General features: G+C 33.6%; 10 protein-coding genes. 9 read left to right on the top strand and 1 reads right to left on the bottom strand.

Going from position 1 to position 20,192, the window contains the following annotated elements; genetic code table 11:
• Positions 1-131: 131 nt before the first annotated feature.
• From NH26_RS23360 to NH26_RS23320, 9 genes are all read left to right on the top strand, one after another.
• On the top strand, positions 132-3,482 hold the full coding sequence (locus NH26_RS23360) for a glycosyl hydrolase (protein ID WP_052431683.1): 3,351 nt from the start codon (positions 132-134) through the stop codon (positions 3,480-3,482).
• Positions 3,483-4,054: 572 nt separating this feature from the next.
• Positions 4,055-7,240 carry a BNR-4 repeat-containing protein gene (locus NH26_RS23355; RefSeq protein WP_071397281.1) on the top strand — a complete coding sequence of 1,062 codons (3,186 nt, stop codon included), beginning with the start codon at positions 4,055-4,057 and terminating at the stop codon, positions 7,238-7,240.
• Between the two features lie 114 nt (positions 7,241-7,354).
• The gene (locus NH26_RS23350; RefSeq protein ID WP_158022023.1) at positions 7,355-9,304 is read left to right on the top strand and encodes an InlB B-repeat-containing protein; all 1,950 of its coding nucleotides are present in this window, start codon (positions 7,355-7,357) and stop codon (positions 9,302-9,304) included.
• Between the two features lie 143 nt (positions 9,305-9,447).
• Positions 9,448-10,965 carry a hypothetical protein gene (locus NH26_RS23345; protein ID WP_206780207.1) on the top strand — a complete coding sequence of 506 codons (1,518 nt, stop codon included), beginning with the start codon at positions 9,448-9,450 and terminating at the stop codon, positions 10,963-10,965.
• A gap of 53 nt (positions 10,966-11,018) precedes the next feature.
• On the top strand, positions 11,019-12,509 hold the full coding sequence (locus NH26_RS23340) for a sulfatase (RefSeq protein WP_084812354.1): 1,491 nt from the start codon (positions 11,019-11,021) through the stop codon (positions 12,507-12,509).
• Between the two features lie 266 nt (positions 12,510-12,775).
• Positions 12,776-14,092, top strand: a complete 1,317-nt coding sequence (locus NH26_RS23335; protein WP_044217003.1) for a metal-dependent hydrolase family protein — start codon at positions 12,776-12,778, stop codon at positions 14,090-14,092.
• 533 nt (positions 14,093-14,625) lie between these two features.
• Positions 14,626-16,035: a hypothetical protein gene (locus NH26_RS23330; RefSeq protein ID WP_139263273.1), complete on the top strand. Its 1,410-nt coding sequence runs from the start codon at positions 14,626-14,628 to the stop codon at positions 16,033-16,035.
• 2 nt (positions 16,036-16,037) lie between these two features.
• Positions 16,038-16,781, top strand: coding sequence for a hypothetical protein (locus NH26_RS23325; RefSeq protein WP_044216999.1), 744 nt, complete (start codon positions 16,038-16,040; stop codon positions 16,779-16,781).
• A gap of 2 nt (positions 16,782-16,783) precedes the next feature.
• Positions 16,784-17,551, top strand: coding sequence for an HNH endonuclease signature motif containing protein (locus NH26_RS23320; RefSeq protein WP_158022022.1), 768 nt, complete (start codon positions 16,784-16,786; stop codon positions 17,549-17,551).
• A gap of 376 nt (positions 17,552-17,927) precedes the next feature.
• Here the strand turns inward: NH26_RS23320 and NH26_RS23315 are convergent, their stop codons facing one another.
• Positions 17,928-20,183: a glycosyl hydrolase gene (locus NH26_RS23315; RefSeq protein ID WP_084812353.1), complete on the bottom strand. Its 2,256-nt coding sequence runs from the start codon at positions 20,181-20,183 to the stop codon at positions 17,928-17,930.
• Between the last annotated feature and the right edge of the window lie 9 nt (positions 20,184-20,192).

Raw genomic sequence — 20,192 nt, 5'->3', positions numbered from 1 at the left:
CCGAATGCAGAAGAATGTGCATATTTTTCAGAGTTACAGAAGACCGTTAATATGGTGTAATTGACCTGAGGTATCTTTACTTGTGAATATATAGCCTTACCAATTAACTATAATAGTCATATCAACATTTTATGAAATTATTTATATTATCTATTCTAACGGTATTGATTAGCTATTCTAATACTCTTTCTCAACAACGCGAACAAGGTGAATTAGAAAAGAATTTCAAAAATCCCCCACACAATGTAAAACCTCGTACATGGTACCATGTAAATAGTAACAATATGTCGAAAGAAGGTTTTACAAAAGATCTTGAAGCAATTGATAAAGCGGGAATCGGAGGCATCTTAGTGTTCAATGTTTCTATGGGATTACCTGAAGGAGACGTACTTTATAATTCAAAGAAACATCGTGATATCTTAACACATGGAGCCAAGGAATGTGAAAAAAGAGGGTTAAGTTTTGGGGTTCATAATTGTGATGGATGGACGTCGAGTGGTGGTCCTTGGGTAAAACCGGAACACTCCATGAAAATTGTAGTGAATAGTCAGACAATAACGCAAGGTGGTGAGAATCTCGAATTAGCACTACCTCAACCACCAACACGTTATGATTATTATAAAGATATTGCAGTGGTGGCTTATCCTTCGTTAGCAACAGAACTACTTGATCAAAAAGCGAAGCCTATTATTACCTCTTCTTATTCAGGGTTTGATAAAAATTTAGCAGTGGATAAAAAGATAGATACATATGCTGACTTGAAAGCAAAAGAGTGGGTGCAGTACGATTTCGGAGCACCCTATACTATTCAATCCATCTCCTTATTTATCAATAAACGAAAAGGGAGTTTTGAGTTATTAAAATCTGATGATGGAAAAAACTTCACGTTAGTACGAAAACCAAAAGTTGAACGTATAGGTAAGGATGAATGTTACTTTTTGGAACATTTTAAAGCCGTTACAGCAAGATATTTTAGAATAGTTGCCGCTTCTGATTGTGGCATTTATGAGATGGATCTTTCTGCAAATTATGTGCTGGGAAATGCTTTAGAATTTACTTCTTACCGTCGACAAAGAAGACCGATTGGTACGCCTAAAGCATCTGATATAATTAAAAAAGATCAGATTGTTGTTTTAACAGACAAAATGGATGCATCGGGTATTTTGACAACTTCACTACCAAAAGGGAATTGGACAATTATGCGTTTTGGGTATACCACTTCTGGAGCAGTTAATGAACCTGCATCGGAAGAAGGAACGGGACTAGAAGTTGATAAGTTGAGTCGTGAAGCCCTAAAAATTCATTATGATGCATTTGTGGGGAAATTGGTAAAACAAGCAAAAATTGATGCTCCAAATGCACTTCAATATGTAGAAATTGATAGTTATGAAGTAGGTCCGCAAAACTGGACCGATGGCTTAGAAAGTATTTTTAAAAATAAATTTGGCTATGACTTTGTTCCATTTTTGCCAATGTTTGCTGGTAAATATATTGAGAATACAGAAACGATAGAGGATGTTTTTTGGGATATGAAAAACCTTGTAAGTGACCTCATGGTGGCCAATTACTTTGATTACTTCACTGAACTTTGTCATAAAGATGGCTTAATATCTTATATAGAGCCCTATGGTTTTGTAGGTCCTTTTAATAGTTTAGATGCAGGAAGAAGTGCGGATATTCCGATGGGTGAATTTTGGTTAGGGAAACCCAATAGACATAAAAGAGCACCGGTTTCTTCTGGACATATTTATGGTAAAAATGTGATATCAGCAGAAGCGTTTACAAGTACAAAATTAAATTGGAGTTTTCATCCTGCTTTAGCCAAACAGAAAGGAGATTATGAATGGACAAATGGTATAAACGAGTACATGTTTCATCGTTTTGCTCATCAATCTAATATACATGTGAAACCAGGAATGTCGATGCATTTCGTGGGTTCTCATATTGACCGCACCCAAACATGGTGGGAAAGTGCTGGACCTGCTTGGTTTCAATATTTATCTCGTGGTTCGTATATGTTACGTCAGGGAAACCCGGTATTGGATCTTTTGGTTTTTGTGGGTGATCGTGCACCTAATCATGTAGTGCATCCTAGTCAAATAAAGCCTCAAATTCCTTCTGCTTATAAATACGATTGTGTAAATTCAGATGTGATTATTAATCGTATTTCAGTGGAAAAAGGTCAACTAGTATTGCCTAATGGAATTATATATAAAGCATTAATTCTTCCAAGAATACAGGTAATTAGTCTTGAAACCTTAAGAGGGATACATCAATTATCACAACAAGGAGCTGTAATAATTGGTAAAAAACCATTAAAGTATGGTGGTTACCTCAAAACAGAAGCGATGAATCAGGAGTTTGATCAGTTGGTGGCTGCAATATGGTCTAATCCTAAAACCTATTCAAGTGATGAATGGGAAACAATATTTGAAGCAAACAACATTCATAAAGACTTGATTGTTAAAGGTCAACCAGATTTTAATTATTATCACAGACGTACTGAAGATGAAGATATTTATTTCATTTACAATCATAGTTTATCAGAAACACAAGTTTTAGATTGTAGTTTTTTAGTAGATGGAAAAGTGCCGGAATTGTGGCGTCCAATGAACGGAAAAGTGACGGTATTGGCAGAATATAGCCATAATAATGGAAGAACAAATGTACCAATTCAACTTCAACCTCAAGAATCAGTATTTGTTGTTTTTTCCAAAAAATCAGATAACCTTCCAAAAGTAATTTATACTCCTTCAGAACAGGTACCTGCTCCTCTCTTTTTTACCAATGAAAAGAGTAATGAAGTTACGATGTTAGTAGAGGGAAATGGCACTTATAGTTGTAAAGTAAATGATAAACAATGGGTAAGTACTGTTACTGATCTTCCAAGTCCTATTCAGGTAAATGGTAAATGGAAAGTTGATTTTAGAGAAGAAGATCATTACAAAGGAAGTCTAGAAACAAATTATTTATTTGATTGGAGCGAACATGAATTAGATACAATTAAGCATTATTCAGGTACAGCAATTTATACAACATCTTTTGAAGTTGAGAAAGGAACACTTCAATCCAATAGAGAATTTAAATTAGATTTAGGAAAAGTGAATGTAATTGCATCAGTTCAACTCAATGGTGTAGATGTAGGTGTAAGTTGGGTGGCTCCTTACCGTTTGGATGTTACTTCGGGGTTAAAAGAAGGACGAAATGAATTAATCATTAAAGTGACAAATCAGTGGACGAACCGTTTGATAGGCGATGAAAAACTTCCCAATCAGATCAATTATGAAATCAGAAATAAAGAAGCAGGAGAGAGGGAAATGATGCCTAAATGGTTTAGGAAAAATAAACCTTTACCCAAAGGTCCTCGAACAACCTTTAGTGCTTTTTCATTTCAGAAAGCAACAGACAAGTTATTGCCTTCGGGACTCATTGGACCAGTACAAATTTTGCCCCTAAAAAAAATTACAAAAAAAGCAATTTGAAGCGAAAAATGAAAATAGTCTACTGATTTCTCTGTATTCAATAATAGAGATAGAAATCAGAAATTTTTTAAATAAAGAATAAACGGGAACGCTTATTTATTCTTTTCATCCATTTGGGCTACTTTTTTACTTCAGACACCTTTTTTGAAGGTATTTCTGTACTAATCTACCTTTCTTTTAGATTATTTTCACTTCCCTTTCTTCTAGTTTTAGGTTCAAATGAAATGTATGAATTACTCTTATAAAATAAACTATCAGATATATAGTGTTCTTTAAAATCAAGAGAGATTCTAACAGAAGCAGCTAATTGGATACGTCGTCATTCTGGCGATAAACCTATATGGTTAACCGAATGGGGCGTAAGTGCTAACATAGATATAGAGGTAAACTCTGCAGCTTGTTTAGAGATGGCTGATGTTTATCTGTTATGTCGGAAAATCAGGCTATTTATGACCTTACTAATTGGTTTATTTTTTAAGATTTAATGAATTATGTATGAAATGAAATCAGCTTTTAAGAGTAATTGATTTACTCAAAATATTAACACTTTACTTTACTATTGAATAAGCAGTATGAAAGAAAAATTACTTTTTCAAGGATTTAATTCCTTAACAAAACATCATCTACTTTTTACTTCTCTATTTATATTCGGAGTTGCTATTTTTCAGAATACAAACGCACAGGTATCTTTTGAATTGGAACAAATGGTATCTGATAAAATCATGTATTTTGATGGAAACAAAGTAGATTTAAACCACACAGCCAACAATCCATCAGGATATGATTATGTCTATGGTAGAGCGTTAACGCCACACGGAGATTGTATCAAAGTCTATCAAAATTTTGTGTTCATGACTTGGTATCGTGGAGGTAAAGAAGATAGACATGTTATGTTAACTCGATATAACATGACTACTGGCGTTTCAAAAACCATTGAGTTCCCACATCAACATACAGGGTACAATGGTAAATGGTGGATTGGTGAAACACATAACACTATTTCTGTAGGTATCTGTCCGAAAGACAATACAGTACATATGTTATATGATTTACACAGAAATGGAAACATTGCCAAAGATAACATTGGTACAGAAGATTATTTAAGATATTCGTACACAGAAGAAGGTGCAGCCATTGTACCTGATGATGAATTTACATTAGAGCGTTTTGTTAACTCTGAAAAAGGAAACTACAAACACCTTTCTTTTAAAGGAATTGATAACATTACAGTAACAAAGCTACTTACTTACCCTGCATTTTTTACTAATGACGAAGGAGATTTGTTCATGAAAAACCGTTTCGGGTATTCTGAAAATGGTCGCTTCCTTTTTGCAAGATATGATGGTAACGAATGGCACGGATACACAGACTTTAATAGATCTGGAGCAACCAATTACGGTTCAGAATACAACTGGGGATTGTACGGAGATATTAAGTATGTGAATGGTAAAATTAGAATTGGTTTTCAACGTCGTTCAAACAATAGAACAGATAAGTATCAGTATCAAAACGGTATTTATTATGCTTATTCAGACGATCCAAAAGGCTTATCAGAATGGAAAGATTACACGGGTACAGGTTTTTCAAGACCTCTAGCAGATGCTGATTTAATTAAAGTGAGTGAACCTGGAGACTGGGTAGAAACTACTCAAAAAGATAAGGTTCATATCGTTAGTGGTTTTGATTGGACAGTGACAGAACAGGGAGATGTACATTTTGTAAGTACAGTAAAGGACAAAGAAAATAATGTCACTAAAAAGTTACACACTTACAAAAAGAATGCTGATAGCGAATTTACTACTGTGGAATATACAGCAGGTAGTGAATTATATACAAGCGGAGACGATGTATATGTCATTGGTTTAAAAAGTGGTAGAGTAAACATTGTAAAAACCAAAGGAGGAGCAAGCGAATTTGAAACAGTTTACCAACATACTACAGGACCTATCTTTGATAAAGGTGTAGCAAATGTCTATGACGGAAAGGTATACTACTTCTTAAAAGAAAGTGGAGGCACAGGCGATGAAAGAACAGCTTACCTTCAAGTATTCGATCTAGGTATTTCAGATATTAAAGTAACCGTTACCTCGCCAACAGAAAATTCAACACATTTATTAGGAGAAACAGTGGCTGTAAATGCCGAAATCACTTCTACGAACGAAATTAAGGAAGTGAATTTTAGTGTAAACGGTCAAGCCTTAAGTACCATCACTTCTGCTCCTTATACTATTGATTGGACACCAGATGCATTAGGAGAATATAGCATTGAAGTAGAAGCAGTGGATATTTTAGATGAGAAATCGTCTGTAGCTAAAGTAAATGTTGAAGTAGCAGACCCTAAGAGTGTATTAATCTTTAAAGACCTAACAGATAATACAGAAGTTCCGACGGGAAGTGATTTAGATTTAACCGCCATTGTAGGTACAGACTTTACAGAAGTTGCTTTGATGGTGAATGATGTGAATGTGGGTACTTTAACAACTGCTCCATTTGTATGGTCATCCGCTTCAATCCCTGCATTAAGTAACCTTACTGATTTTGAATATCAATTAAAATTGGTGGCTAAAAATGTAGCAGAAGAAGTAACAGAAAAGGCAATCACAGTATTGACACCTAAGCCAGAACAATGGCCGTATACAGAAGATAATCAACCGCATGCAATTCCTGGTAAAATAGAATTTGAGCATTATGATAACGGAGGAATTGATATAGCTTATTGGGATAAGATCAATCAAAATTCTTCATCATTCCGCCCAGATGAAATGGTAGATATCAGTTCTGACGGTACAAAAGTGAGAGATATCAAAACTGGGGAGTGGTTAGAGTATACTATTGAAATAGCCGAATCAGGAGATTATGAATTGATCGTAAATCATCAGAGTAGAAGAGTACCTGATGTAGAACAATTAACGGTATCATTTTTTGATGAGGACATCACTTTTATTTCCAATAAAGTACTTACTCACACAGGAAGTTCATCTTTCATAAGTGAAAATATTGGTACTTTTTATATGGAAGCAGGTGTTCACGTTCTTCGTTTTAGCTTTTTAGAATTTGGTTGGGATGTCGATTTCTTTGAATTAAATAAAGTTGAAAGTGAATTTGAAGTCACTTTTAAAACGGAAGAGAATACAATTGTAAAATCGGTAAAAGATGATGGTACTTGTGATTTACCAACTCCACCTACTAAAGAAGGTTATTACTTTAAAGAATGGGTTACGGCAACAGGAGAAGTATTTGATGAAACAACGATAGTGACTGAAAATATGGAAGTTGTTGCCACTTGGACCAAGAAATTCACGATTACTACTCAATTCGACGAAGATCAAGGGGAAGTTACTTATACCGAAAACGATGCATTCGAATACACTTTTACAGCCACAGCTAAAGAAGGTTTTGAATTTGAAGCTTGGTCTGGTGATTACGAAGGAACAGAAAATCCTTTGACAATTACGATAGACGATGACTTTAATCTTCAAGCTACTTTTAAAGCAGTAAATGCTCCAGTTACTTCAATAAATAATTTACAGAGCAGCTCTAAAGTATATCCGAATCCATCAAATGGACTTTTTAAAATTGAATTATTAACGGCACAAAATGCTGAATATAAGGTGTATTCTATGACCGGAAGATTGGTTAGTCAAGGTCATTTTTACCATAAAACTTCTTTAGAAATACCAAACAAAACAAATAACATTTATTTCCTAGAGATCATCACATCTTCAGGAGTAGAAACGAAAAAGCTTTTGATTAAGTAGTGCTAAAAAGATCAGTGACTTCTGTAGTTCGACTAAATATCACTCTTAAGTCACTGATAGATTTCTCATGAACATCACTTTTTCAAATTCATAACAATATAAAATTAAAGTATGATGAAAAAACAATTAACAATTTCTGGATTAACATCTATCGCAAAACATTATGTTTTGACTTTCGCTCTAGCACTTTTAGGGATCTTTACTACTCAGAATGCTTTTGCTCAAGAAAGTATTGTAGTAGAATTAACAACACCAATTCAAAGTTCAACCCATATTGTAGGGTTTGATATAACCATTTCTGCATCAGCTACTGCCGACTCTGGAATTGAAAGAGTAAACTTTAAGGTGAATGGAGATCAAATTAAATCGGATGCTGCTGCACCTTATTCTACAACATGGACACCAACAGAGACAGGTACTTACAGTATTACTTGTGTAGCTGTTGATAACGAAACATTTAGAAAAACGTCGGAAGCTGTTACTATTACGGTGGTAGAAGCTTCTGAAATTAAGCAAACTGCATTTACTCCTGATGAGACTCCTCATCAACTTCCTAACAGAATCGAATTTGAACATTATGACAACGGTGGAATAAACGTAGCATATTGGGATAAAAAAGGAAATAATGCATCAGATTTTAGATCGGAAGAGATGGTAGATATCTCTACAGACGGTACAAAAGTTCGTGATATTAAAGAAGGGGAATGGTTAGAATACACTATCGAAGTTCCTGAAACTGGAGACTACGATTTATTAGTAAATCACCAAACAAGAAGAAGCCCTGCTTACGCGCAATTAACGGTATCTTTTATTGATGAAGGTATTACTTTTGAAAGCAATAAAGTACTTACGAATACAGGATCTGAATCTTTCATGACTGAAAAAATTGGTACATATACAATGGAAGCAGGTGTTCACGTGTTAAGATTCAGTCTATTAAACTTTGGTTTTGATGTTGATTATTTTGTACTAAACAAAGCAGGTGCTACTTATGAAGTAACATTTAATGATGGTGTAGGTACAACAGTAAAAACAACGAAAGCAGACCTAACAGTTGACTTGCCAGATGCTCCTACAAATCCTGATAAAACATTTAAGCATTGGGAAACAAGTGATGGACAAATTTTTGATGAAAATACTGTAGTTACTGCTGACATGGAAGTAACTGTAGTGTGGGATGTGAAGAAATATACTTTAAACATCACTTCTGAAAACGGAACGGTTGCCGTTGATCCTGAACAAGATAACTATGAAGAAAATACAGAAGTAACTCTTACTGCAACAGCAGATGAATTTTATGAGTTTGAATCATGGACAGGTGATTATGAAGGTACAGAGAATCCTTTAACAGTTACAGTAACTAAAGATTTAAATATCACTGCTAATTTCAAGACAAGCATCGTATTCTATAATGTAACATTTAATGATGGAACAAATACAGTTGTTGTAAAAACAAATGCTGATGGTACTTGTGAATTACCAGAGCAACCTGTACAAATAGAAAATAATTTCCAACATTGGGAAACTAGCACAGGCGAAATCTTTGACGAAACTACGGTAGTAACTGAAGATATGGAAGTGACTGCAGTATGGGCTGTGAAAACATTTAGTTTAACAGTAAATTCTGATAACGGTACGGTTGCTATAAGTCCTGAACAAGACGTTTACGAGATCAACACTGAAGTAACTTTAACCGCTACTGGAGCAGAAGGTTATTCATTTGTATCATGGTCAGGAGACTATATCGGAACGGATAATCCAATTACTGTTAAGGTGACGAAAGATATGTCTCTTACAGCTATATATGAAACTGTAACATCTATTGATGTACTTCAAAGTGTTTCTAATGTATATCCTAACCCTTCAAATGGTGTGGTAAATATCGAGCTAACACAAGGTGATAATGCTGCGTATAAATTGTATACATTAAGCGGTCAGCTTGTAAGTGAGGGTGAATTCTCAAGAAAAACTGTTTTAAATGTACCTAAGCAAAAAAGTGGAATGTACATTTTAGAGATCATCACTAAACAAGGTGTTGAAACGAAAAAGATTTTAGTAGAGTAATTTATTAAGAAGGATAAAAAAGGTTGCCTAGTTGAATGACAAGGCAACCTTTTTATCATTTAATATTATGTAGAAACATCTCTATTTTTTTAATAGTGATTGAAAATGTAAAAAGATAAATTCAAATTATACATCAATTTCTTATGAAAGCAATACTTAGCATTTTTCTTTGTTTTATGCTCTTATCTATCAACATGAGTTGTGTGAAAAGTTTAGCAGAAGATGAAGTTTTAGAAGAGATCATAGAGGAAGAAAATGAAGAAGAGGAGGAAGAAGAAGAACTAGAGGATCAATTAATAGTAAGTCCGGAAATTTATCCTTTTGACTTACCTACAAGAATAGAAGCAACGTTAACAGTTGAAACAAGCCAAAAAGAAAAGTTTAAAAATCCCTTATTAGGATATAATATTGAAGGGTTCAATACCCAAACAGAAAAAGATTTTATAAGAAAGTTTAATCCTGTAAGTATTCGATTCCCAAGTGGTTTATGGTCTAATTTTTATGAATGGCAAACTGATGGTTATCAGAATGATAGTTGGGATAACAAAAGCCATGAAGGGGCATTAGACATCTATGCCGAAAAAATCAAAGGTCATATCAATCAAATTGCTTCTTTAAATACCGAGAAAAAAGAACAATATGGTCGAGGTTTCCATATGATGTGGACCTATTCTATGAATTTTGATGATGCAGAGAGCTGCCTAGCAAGAGCAGAAAAAGATGCTGCTTTAGGGTTTGAAATTAAAGATATTGAACTAGGAAATGAACATTTTTGGAAGTCCCAAAGGTCCAATCAAGTGCCTACAGAATATGATTATTTGACAAGAGCATCTTCAGTGGCCGATGCCTTACATCAACGTTTTCCAGAAGTGAGAGTATCTATTCCAATAAGTTGGAGAAGGTCTCATGAAGCTTATAACAAGGTCATTATTGATGATAAAAAATATTTTGACGCAATCTCATTACATAAATATATGGGGTCAGACCCTGATGTACCTGGGGAGAGTAATTCAGCTTACAGTGCGCTTTTAACATCGAGAGAGGTATTAGCTGAGGATGTGAACTGGATTCGTAGTCATGCCGGTGATAAACCTATTTGGTTAACCGAATGGGGAGTAAGTGCTAATAGTGAGATTGAGGTAAATTCTGCAGCCTGTTTAGGGATGGCAGATGTCTATTTATTTATGGCCGAAAATCAGGATATTTATGATCGTGCTAATTGGTTCATATTCAATAAAGCATTGAACCCAATGGTAGTTGTTGATGAAAGAAGAAAGCCTATTTATCCACTTCAAAAAAGAGGTTATTTATCGGTATATGAGATTTTTCAAGAAAACTTTATGGATGCAGATGTGGTAGCGTCTCAAATTGAGTCGACAAAAATAGACGGGACAATGAATGCCGTAAATGCATCTGTGGTTGAAAAAGAAGGTAAAAAGGTAGTTGTAGCGGTTAATCTAGCAAATAAGCCAGCCAAATTCAATCTTAAGATGGGAGGTTCTGATTATGAAGGATCTTTTACACATCATGCACTTGTTTTTGATAGCTTAGGAGCCGTACCAAATATTGATATTGACGCAGATCCAAAACGATTAATCAAAGAAGGAGACGGTAGTATTAGTTTACCTCCTTTATCGGTAAATCAAATTATTTTGCAATAAAAACCTAAAGTGATAAAAGCTCTTTTCTATCACAATAAATCGAAGAAAAAGTTATGAAACAATACTTCATATGGGTTGTCATGATTTCCATGTTTGTAGCATGTAAATCAGGTGATAAACCATTAAAGCAAACATCAACTATAGAAAAACCTAATGTTTTATTTATCGCTGTAGACGATTTAAATACTTGGTTAGGTTGTTTGGGCGGATATTCAAATACAAAAACACCTAATATTGATCGTTTAGCAGAAAGTGGAATTGTTTTTTCTAATGCCCATTGTCAAGCACCATTATGCGGACCTTCTAGAGCCTCTATTATGACAGGTTTGAGACCGTCTACAACAGGTATTTACGGAATGACTCCAGATGCTAAAATTAGATGGGAAGGGAACAAAGCAACAAAAGACATTACTTTCCTACCAGAGTATTTTAAGCAGCAAGGGTATCATACTATGGGGATAGGTAAGTTATTTCATATACATGCGCCTAAAAATGTTTTTGACGAATCAGGTGGTAGAGTAAAAGGGTTTGGCCCTTTGCCTAAAAAACGATTTGTATGGGATGGTTTTGGACAATCAGATCGTAAAAAATATGGCAGAACAAGTACAGATTGGGGGGCATATCCAGAAGTAGATTCATTAATGCCCGATCATCAATCGGCCAATTGGGCAATGGAAAGGTTGGATCATCAATACGACCAACCCTTCTTTATGGGACTTGGTTTTCTACGTCCTCATGTACCTTTATACGTTCCTCAAAAGTGGTTTGATCTACATCCTTTAGATAGTATTGAGGTGGCTCCTTATCAGTCAAATGATTTAGATGATGTACCATCAGTAGCATTAAAAATAAATGATTTACCTATGATGCCTAGTACTCAATGGGCAAAGGAAAATGGTGAATGGAAGAAAATTATCCAAGCCTATTTGGCCTGTGTTAGCTTTGTAGATTATGAAATTGGAAGAGTATTAGACGCCTTAGAAAATAGTGAATATGCAGATAATACCATTATAGTATTATGGTCTGATCACGGTTATAGACTAGGGGAGAAAGGTACGTTTGCTAAACATGCACTTTGGGAGTCGGCCACTAATGCACCTTTAATTTTTGCAGGTCCTGGAGTTCCAAAGAATAAAGTGATCAGTTCACCGGCAGAAATGCTATCGATATATCCTACGCTGTTAGAACTATGTCACCTGCCTGCATATCAACGCAATGAAGGAAAGAGTTTAGTAGGGGTAATGCATAGAAAAGAAGAGGGACAAAGTTATGCCATGACTACTTTTGGTTATAACAATCATGCAATAAAATCGAATGGGTTTAGATACATTCAATACGAAGACGGAAGTGAAGAACTATACAATCATGCTTTAGATCCTCATGAATTTTCTAATGAAGCTGGTAATCCAAAATACAAGGAGGAGATCCAACAGCTTCAATCTTTTTTACCTAAGGTAAATGTTCGATGGGATGATTATTCAAAATACAATTTTCAACCTTATTTTGTAGAGCAAAAAGAAAGGGTAAATAATTCTATTCAATAGATATTTTGATGGCACCACCCATGACTTAAGTTGTGGGTGGTGTTCATTCTTTTACTCCTGAAATTCTAAACTAATAATACGATTCAAAAAAATAGACTCAATTACTTCATCACCAATAATTTTCCTAAAAATATAGAATGACTTTTTTGTGTCAATCTGCAATCAGAAAGTGCAATTGATTGATTTTGTTTTGTGTGACATTTGTATCATAAGGTTTGAGGAACAAATCTTTAATCATTCTCAAAACAATAAATTAATAATCTATTATGAAAAAGTTATTTATTCTTTTATACGTTTTAACTAGTTATCAACTATTTGCTCAAAATGGAACTCTAATTAAAAATGTGGATGTTTTTGATGGGAAAAATGAACAATTAAGAAAAGGGGTCGATGTATTGATCCAAGGAAATAAAGTTCACAAAATTGCTAAAAATATAAAAGCGGATTCAGTGGAGGTGATCGAAGGAAACGGTAAAACCTTGATCCCTGGTCTGATTGATGCACATTGGCATACCACTTATGCTTATACTCCTGCTGAGGTTCTACTTTTAAATCAGGGCGATATGCCAGAAGTAGCGATTCGTAGTATGAAAGGAGCAGAACAGACCTTAATGAGAGGCTTTACAACCGTTCGTGATCCAGGTGGGAATCCGTTCGCCATAAAGAAGTTAATCGATTCTGGAGAATATCCTGGACACCGTATTCTTCCTTCTGGACCTTTTATGAGCCAAACAACAGGTCATGCAGATCATTACTGTATTCTTGATGAGCCAAGAACTACATCAGGAGATAGAAGCTACTGGGAAAGAAATATGATGTCTATCACAGCCGATGGAGTACCTGAGGTGCGTAAAACAACAAGAGAAATCTTGAAATACGGAGCTACTCAAATCAAAATCTGTACAGGTGGTGGTGTATCATCAGAGTATGATCCATTGGAAGTAATGGAGTATTCTATGGATGAAATCAAAGCGATAGTAGAAGAAGCAGAAAACTATGGCACTTATGTTCAATCTCATGTGATGATTGATAAAGGCATTATTGCTGCCGTAAATGCAGGTGTGAAATCTATCGAACATGGTTTTTTTGCTTCAGATTCAACATTGCAATTGATGAAAGACAAAGGGGTATGGTTAAGTCCTCAACCATTCTTGGAAGGCGACAACTCATTTGCCGATCCAGGGAGTCAGGAAAAATGGTTACAAGTAGTAAAAGCTGTGGACAATGTTTATCAAAAAGCATCAAAAATTGGAGTGAAATTAACTTTTGGAACAGATATTCTGTTTGATGCAGAAAGCACTAAAAATCAAAATATTCTTCTTTCAAGATTAGGCAATTGGTTTTCACCTTATGAAGCCTTAAGAATTGCGACTTCAGGAAATGCGGAATTATTAGAATTATCAGGTTCTAGACACCCGTATCAAGAAGGTCCATTAGGAGTGGTACAAGAAGGTGCTTACGCAGATATGATTCTTGTAGATGGTAACCCATTAGAAAACTTGAACCTTATTACAGATCCTGAAAACAATTTCTTGATGATCATGAAAGATGGAAAAATATATAAAAATATAATCACTCAATAATTGATTAAAGTCGATAGTTATCACTTGAGTATTGATAATGCTGCTTTCAAGAGATATACCATCCAAACGACTTAAAGAAATTTCATTACGATTCAATTAATTGAATTTACACTTAAAAAGCGTAATGAATTGTAGAGTTAGTTTTAAATACATATTGATTATTTTGAAATACCTCTGGTTTTACTGGAGGTGTTTTTTCTTTTTATTGAAGATCTCTTTTACTTTCTATTACAATGATATTTTTTTGTATATAAACGGTAAAGTGAAAAATGATAAGCCACTAAAATTACTATCTAAAACATTATTTTGGGGATTTAAAAAGTAAAGTGATTTATACTTTTGGTTGATATTAAGGTATTTAGTGTTTGTTTATTTATGAAACAACATGAATAATGTTCGTATCCCATACATAATCATTATTAGTGTTAACATAGACCAACAATATAATTAAAATCCATATTTATAGAATATTTTAGCAAAATCTAATTTTATGATTCACTAGCAAACAGAGATTTTACCTGATGGAAGTATACATGTTATTAATATATAGCCTATTAATTGGTTGGGCTATATTTTCAACTTATTATTCACATAGAGTATGGAAAAAAGGATTAGATAGGGTGGTCCCTTATGTATTTGATTCAATACCAAGTGTCTTTACAACAATAGGAGTATTAGGAACCTTCGTAGGAATATATTTTGGTTTAAGGGGGTTTGATGTAAATGATATTACGGGTAGTATTCCCTCCTTATTAGAAGGATTAAAAACAGCCTTTACAACATCTATATTTGGTATTATTCTTTCTTTATTTTTTGGAAAAGTTTCCCAGTATACCTTACACTTAGCTGAGTCAAAAGCTCCATCTACTTCTACAAGTGAGGTAGGTTTACTTCAAGAGATAAACAAAAATATAATTGAGAGCCAAAAACAAAATACTGAAAACTTAGAATTGATTGCTAAATCTTTATCTAGTGATAACGATCAAAGTTTATCAACACATTTAGTAAAGTTGCGAACTCAATTTTTAGATTTAAAAAACGAACAAAATACCCAAAATAAGACTTTAAATGAAGTATTAACCGCATTAGGAGGAGATAAAGAAACAAGTTTATTATCTCAAATTAAGAATTTACGACTCGAACAATCAGAATTTGCAAAGAAGAATACTGATAATATCAAATGGATAATTGATTCGATGAAGGAAAATAACGAATTAATTTCGAGGAAGTTTGATGAATTTTCTGAGCTACTTGCAAAAAATAATACTGAAGCTCTAGTGGGAGTAATGAAACAAGCTACTGAAGATTTCAACCAGCAAATGTCTTCTATTGTAGAAAAGTTAGTTCAAGAAAACTTTAGTGAGTTAAATAATAGTGTTGAAAAGTTAAATACATGGCAGCAAGAAAATAAAAAAATGGTGTCTACATTAACAGAACAGTTTAATCAAGTTACTTCTAACATTGAATCCACATCTTCATCAATCAAGACTATTACTGAAAATACAAGTAAACTTACTGATAAGGATAGTGATTTGAAAAAGCTAATTATTGACTTACAAGAAGTAATGATCAATGATACCAAGTTTAAGGAGATAGCAACAAAACTATCTTCAACAGCTGACACCATGAAAGAAAATACAACAGCTTTTGATGAGACTACTGAAAAGTTAAATAATTGGGTTAGAAATCAAATGAATTTTACTGATAGTGTAGCAAAATTATTAGTAAGATTAGAGGAGATAGAGAAGATAAAAGATATTAATGAAGTCTTCTGGGAAGGGACTAAATCGCAATTAACAGAAGGTGTACATATCATTTCTAATGCTAATCAACAACTAGCGAATGATGTTGAAAGTATTAATGAAGAATTTTATGTAAGGTTGAACGACACTCTTCAAAATTTAGATACTTTAATTCAAAGAATTATTACCAACTATAAATAATTATGGCTTTTAAGACAAAAAAAAGTAATGATTCGAATTGGGTATCCTTTAGTGATATCATGACTGGTTTAATGGTAATATTCATGTTTATTGCGATTTCTTATATTAATGAAGTACAAAAAAGAGAGCAAGAAATTAATGTGATTATTGAGGATTATAAAAAAGTACAACAAAGCCTTTATGTCACTTTAGATAGTACTTTTACTAATAGATTTTCAAAATATAACTTAGTGGTAAATCCGGATTTATCCATTCAGATAACAGATGCAAGTTCTTTGTTCCCTTCACAGAGGTATGATCAAAAGGTAGAGCTTACAATGGAGTTTAATAAATTTCTTAAAGAGTTTACTCCTTTGTTTTATAATGTAGTATTAGACCCCAAGTACATAGATAATATATCAGAAATACGAATTGAGGGACACACGGGAATTCGTGAAAAATCGTATGAGTTTGATCAAGAATATTATGAGAAAATGTTAGTGTTATCTCAGAAAAGATCTAATAAAGTATTAAACACTATGATGCATCAACCGTACTATACTAACTTATCTGACCAAAATAAATCAAGACTAAGATTTATTACCACTTCAAATGGTTTAGCTTATGGTAAAGCATTAGATCAAGAAGGGGATTTTAAATTCGAATCAGGTAATGATATTGATAGGAAAAAATCTATGCGTGTTGAATTTAGAATAATCACAAATAGTCAGAAGGTCGTAGAAGAATGGGTGAAAAAAACGGAATAGTTATGCTATATAATTTTGAATACCTAAAAAATAAATTAGATCAACTTAGATTTCCTGAGATACAGGCAAATACTGGTTTTAAAATAATAAAAGGGGTCAATTTTGAAAAGGCTTATAAAGAGGGCTCTATTCAGTTTGATGCTAAAGGAATACATCTTGAATACGATGGGAAAAGTCACAAAGGTTATATGTTTATAAAAGAACCATGGATTGAAAAATATGGTTCTTATCCAAAATTTCATGTTACACAGTGTCAAACGATTCAGGAATTTATTAATAGAGGTAATTTCAAAATAAGATATGAATTTTCAAACTCAAGTGTCAACGATCTTATAGATAAGTCTTCGAGAAATCTATATAAAGATCAGGCTTTAGAAATGTGTACCTACTGTAAAAAAGCTATAATGGAAGATATTCACACCACGGAAGATTTCTTTGATTCTTTGGATAAAAGTGAAATAGAATCAAATAATATTGAGGTAGATATTCATGGTTATGTGAAAGACAAGGAAAAAATTAGTAGGGTATATAGAAGTCGTCATAATTACATTTGCGAAGTTTGTTCAATTGAACCATTATCTAAAATGGATAGAAGGTGGTGGCACGTACATCATGTAGATGGCGATAAAACAAATAATAGTGAGACTAATTTAAAATGTCTTTGTATTAAATGTCATTCAGAAGTAGATGAAAGACACATATTAAACTTTTCGAAAGGAACGATGAAATTGGAATTGGATGCTTTTAAAAAGAAATTCACTTTTTTATAAATTTCATTTTTATTTGGCTCGAACAGACATAAATAATATTTAAAATGTCATCTAAATCAATACCGTCTATATCAAGCGTATCCCAAATTTGACCTTTTGGGGATCAATTTCAAATAATTCCTGAAGTTATTTTTTACAAGATTTAAGGGTGAAGAACTTTTAATTACAACCCTTTGATTGTACTGATAGAGGACGTATTGTGGCTTAGTTATTTTACGATCTTTCTGAGAGAGATATCTCTTTGTGTGATTCATCTACTATCCTTTCAATTGTAGCCCATTTTAGGTGACAAAAAAACGACTTATTAGGTGTTTTATCACTGATAGTTTCCATATAAGTCGTTTTTATATATAATACTGAAGTCCCTAATAAAGAGTTATTTTTGATCTGCTAGTATGAATATGGATTTAACTGGGAGTAAATGTATGTCTACTTCAGTATAATCGATAGCATTTCTTTTTACATAAGTGTGCTTTATATCAGAGGTGATTTTACCCGTATGTGGGTTCCACAATTCAGGCACTATTTTTCCTCTTAGCCAAACTTTAGTAGTTATATCTTCATTACTAGAATTAGTAAATAAATAAATGTTTTTGCGTTCTTTTATTTTATGTAAATAAGAGAATTTCCCAAAATCAGAACCCAATATAGGATTATCAGGAAATAGAACATCAGCATCTGTTTGATATTCTTTCAATACATTTTCTAATTGTTCTTTTGTAGGCTGTGGGATAAATATAGTTTTACCACCTTGAGTATTATTATTATTATTTTGTATTGCAGATAATAATTTAGTGTCTTCTTTGGGTGTGACATTAAACATCTCTTTAATAATTGAAATAACTTCTGTATCCTTGCCTAATTCAGTAGATTTATATGGTAATTGAGTAGTTGCAATCACTGTACCTCCTTTATCATAAAAACTCTTTAGTTTTTCTAAGGTTTTTAATGAGATGATTTTACTTCCTGTCATTATCATGACTTTATATTCTTGGAAGTTTTCTTGATTATTTAACCTTACTAATCCATCACGAATACTATACTTTTTATCTAAGAATAGCTCTGGATGAACAAAGGTGAAATCTCTACGTATATCATTGGTTAACCATCCACTTATAATTTGATAATCTGTGATGGGAGAAATGTAAAAACCCTGACGTACATTATCAGGATTATCAAACCTGAACCACCCTGCTAATTCTTCAAAAGGATATAGAACACCAATTTCAGCAACTTTTCTTCCCCCTTGTAACATTAAACTAGACCTTCCAACATATTCCGAATAGGCTGGGAGAGCATCTTTTAGTTTTGCACTATAAGGTGAAACTAATGGAGCGATATATACTTTTTTGGGATTATACCACATACCATGAGGAATAACCATATTTACGCCTCGTACAAATAAATCCATCACTGACCGATAGAGCATCAAGGAATCAAAGTGAGCTTCTTTATAGGCTCCATATATTTCTGTAGAAACCAAAGGGCGGTCATAATAATCAGCCGCTGAACTAATAAGTTTATGACCGTTTTGCCCAAATTGATAACCAATTATGGCATCTGTTAAAGGTATTTGTGTATAACGGTAAAACTTAAAAATGTCGGCATTCATATCAATTGGTGTAGGGTCATAGTTTCCAGGAGGATGCCCCGTACTTCTTAAGCCATTTTCCTCATTCCATTGTGCTACCAATTTAGGAAACCCTTCAGCCAATAGTTCTGCTCTGGTATTAAAAAAAGCATTTCGAATAGCTTCGGTTTCAGGACCAATATCATACCACAAAGCAGGATAATAAGGTCTAGGATCAAAACCATTCAGTTCTTCAAATTTTTGGTTAAACGTCCCCGTCCAATTTCGAGGGTGTTTCCAAAATCCAACGTCATCAAAAAATGTAGTTTTGATTCTATTCCCAAAATACTGACCGAAGCGTTCTTTATATTTTTCATATGTTTCATTAATCATATGACGAACAGCAACAGTATCCATAAAGTCCATACATAAATATTTCTTATGGAAATCGTCTTTCATTAATGGGAACAACATAATCGTCCATTGTCCTTGAGGAACTGACCAAGAAATACGACCATTTTTTTCAAAAGAACTAATATCAATTCTTTCATTCGTTTCTTTATGAATAGCTACCGCAGACATCAATTGAATACCTGGTATTTTTTGATTAAAAATGAGAGGACCTTCAATCTCTATCTCAATTTTATCAAGGCGTTTCATGGTATGTTTTGGATACAGTTGTTCCATTTTGCCACCTGCCATACCACTAGGGAAATCATTATCATCATAAAGAATAATTTCCATATCCTGTTCTTCAGCAACATCCATCATATCTTGATATCTCTCAAAATAGTTTTCTGATAGAAATTGAGGACTTGTACCAGGTCTTGTAGGGCTTTTTTCTGCTAAGGGCAATAAACTTACTCCTGTAAAACCAACAGCTTTAGCATCTAACATCTGTTTTCTGATGCCTTCTTTAGTGAGAGCACCATTGATATGCCAGAACGGCATTGGTTTATAGGAATTTGGTGGGTTTTTGAAATCGGATTCCAGTTGGGTTTGACAGGAGCAAATAATGCTCCCGATCAGTAACCCTCCAATGATAAAAAATAATGGTTTCATTCTCGTAAT

This window comes from Flammeovirga pacifica, from assembly GCF_000807855.2.
Classification (GTDB): domain Bacteria; phylum Bacteroidota; class Bacteroidia; order Cytophagales; family Flammeovirgaceae; genus Flammeovirga; species Flammeovirga pacifica.
Note: the sequence above shows the minus strand (reverse complement) of the source record. Positions and strands in the feature narration are given on the sequence as shown.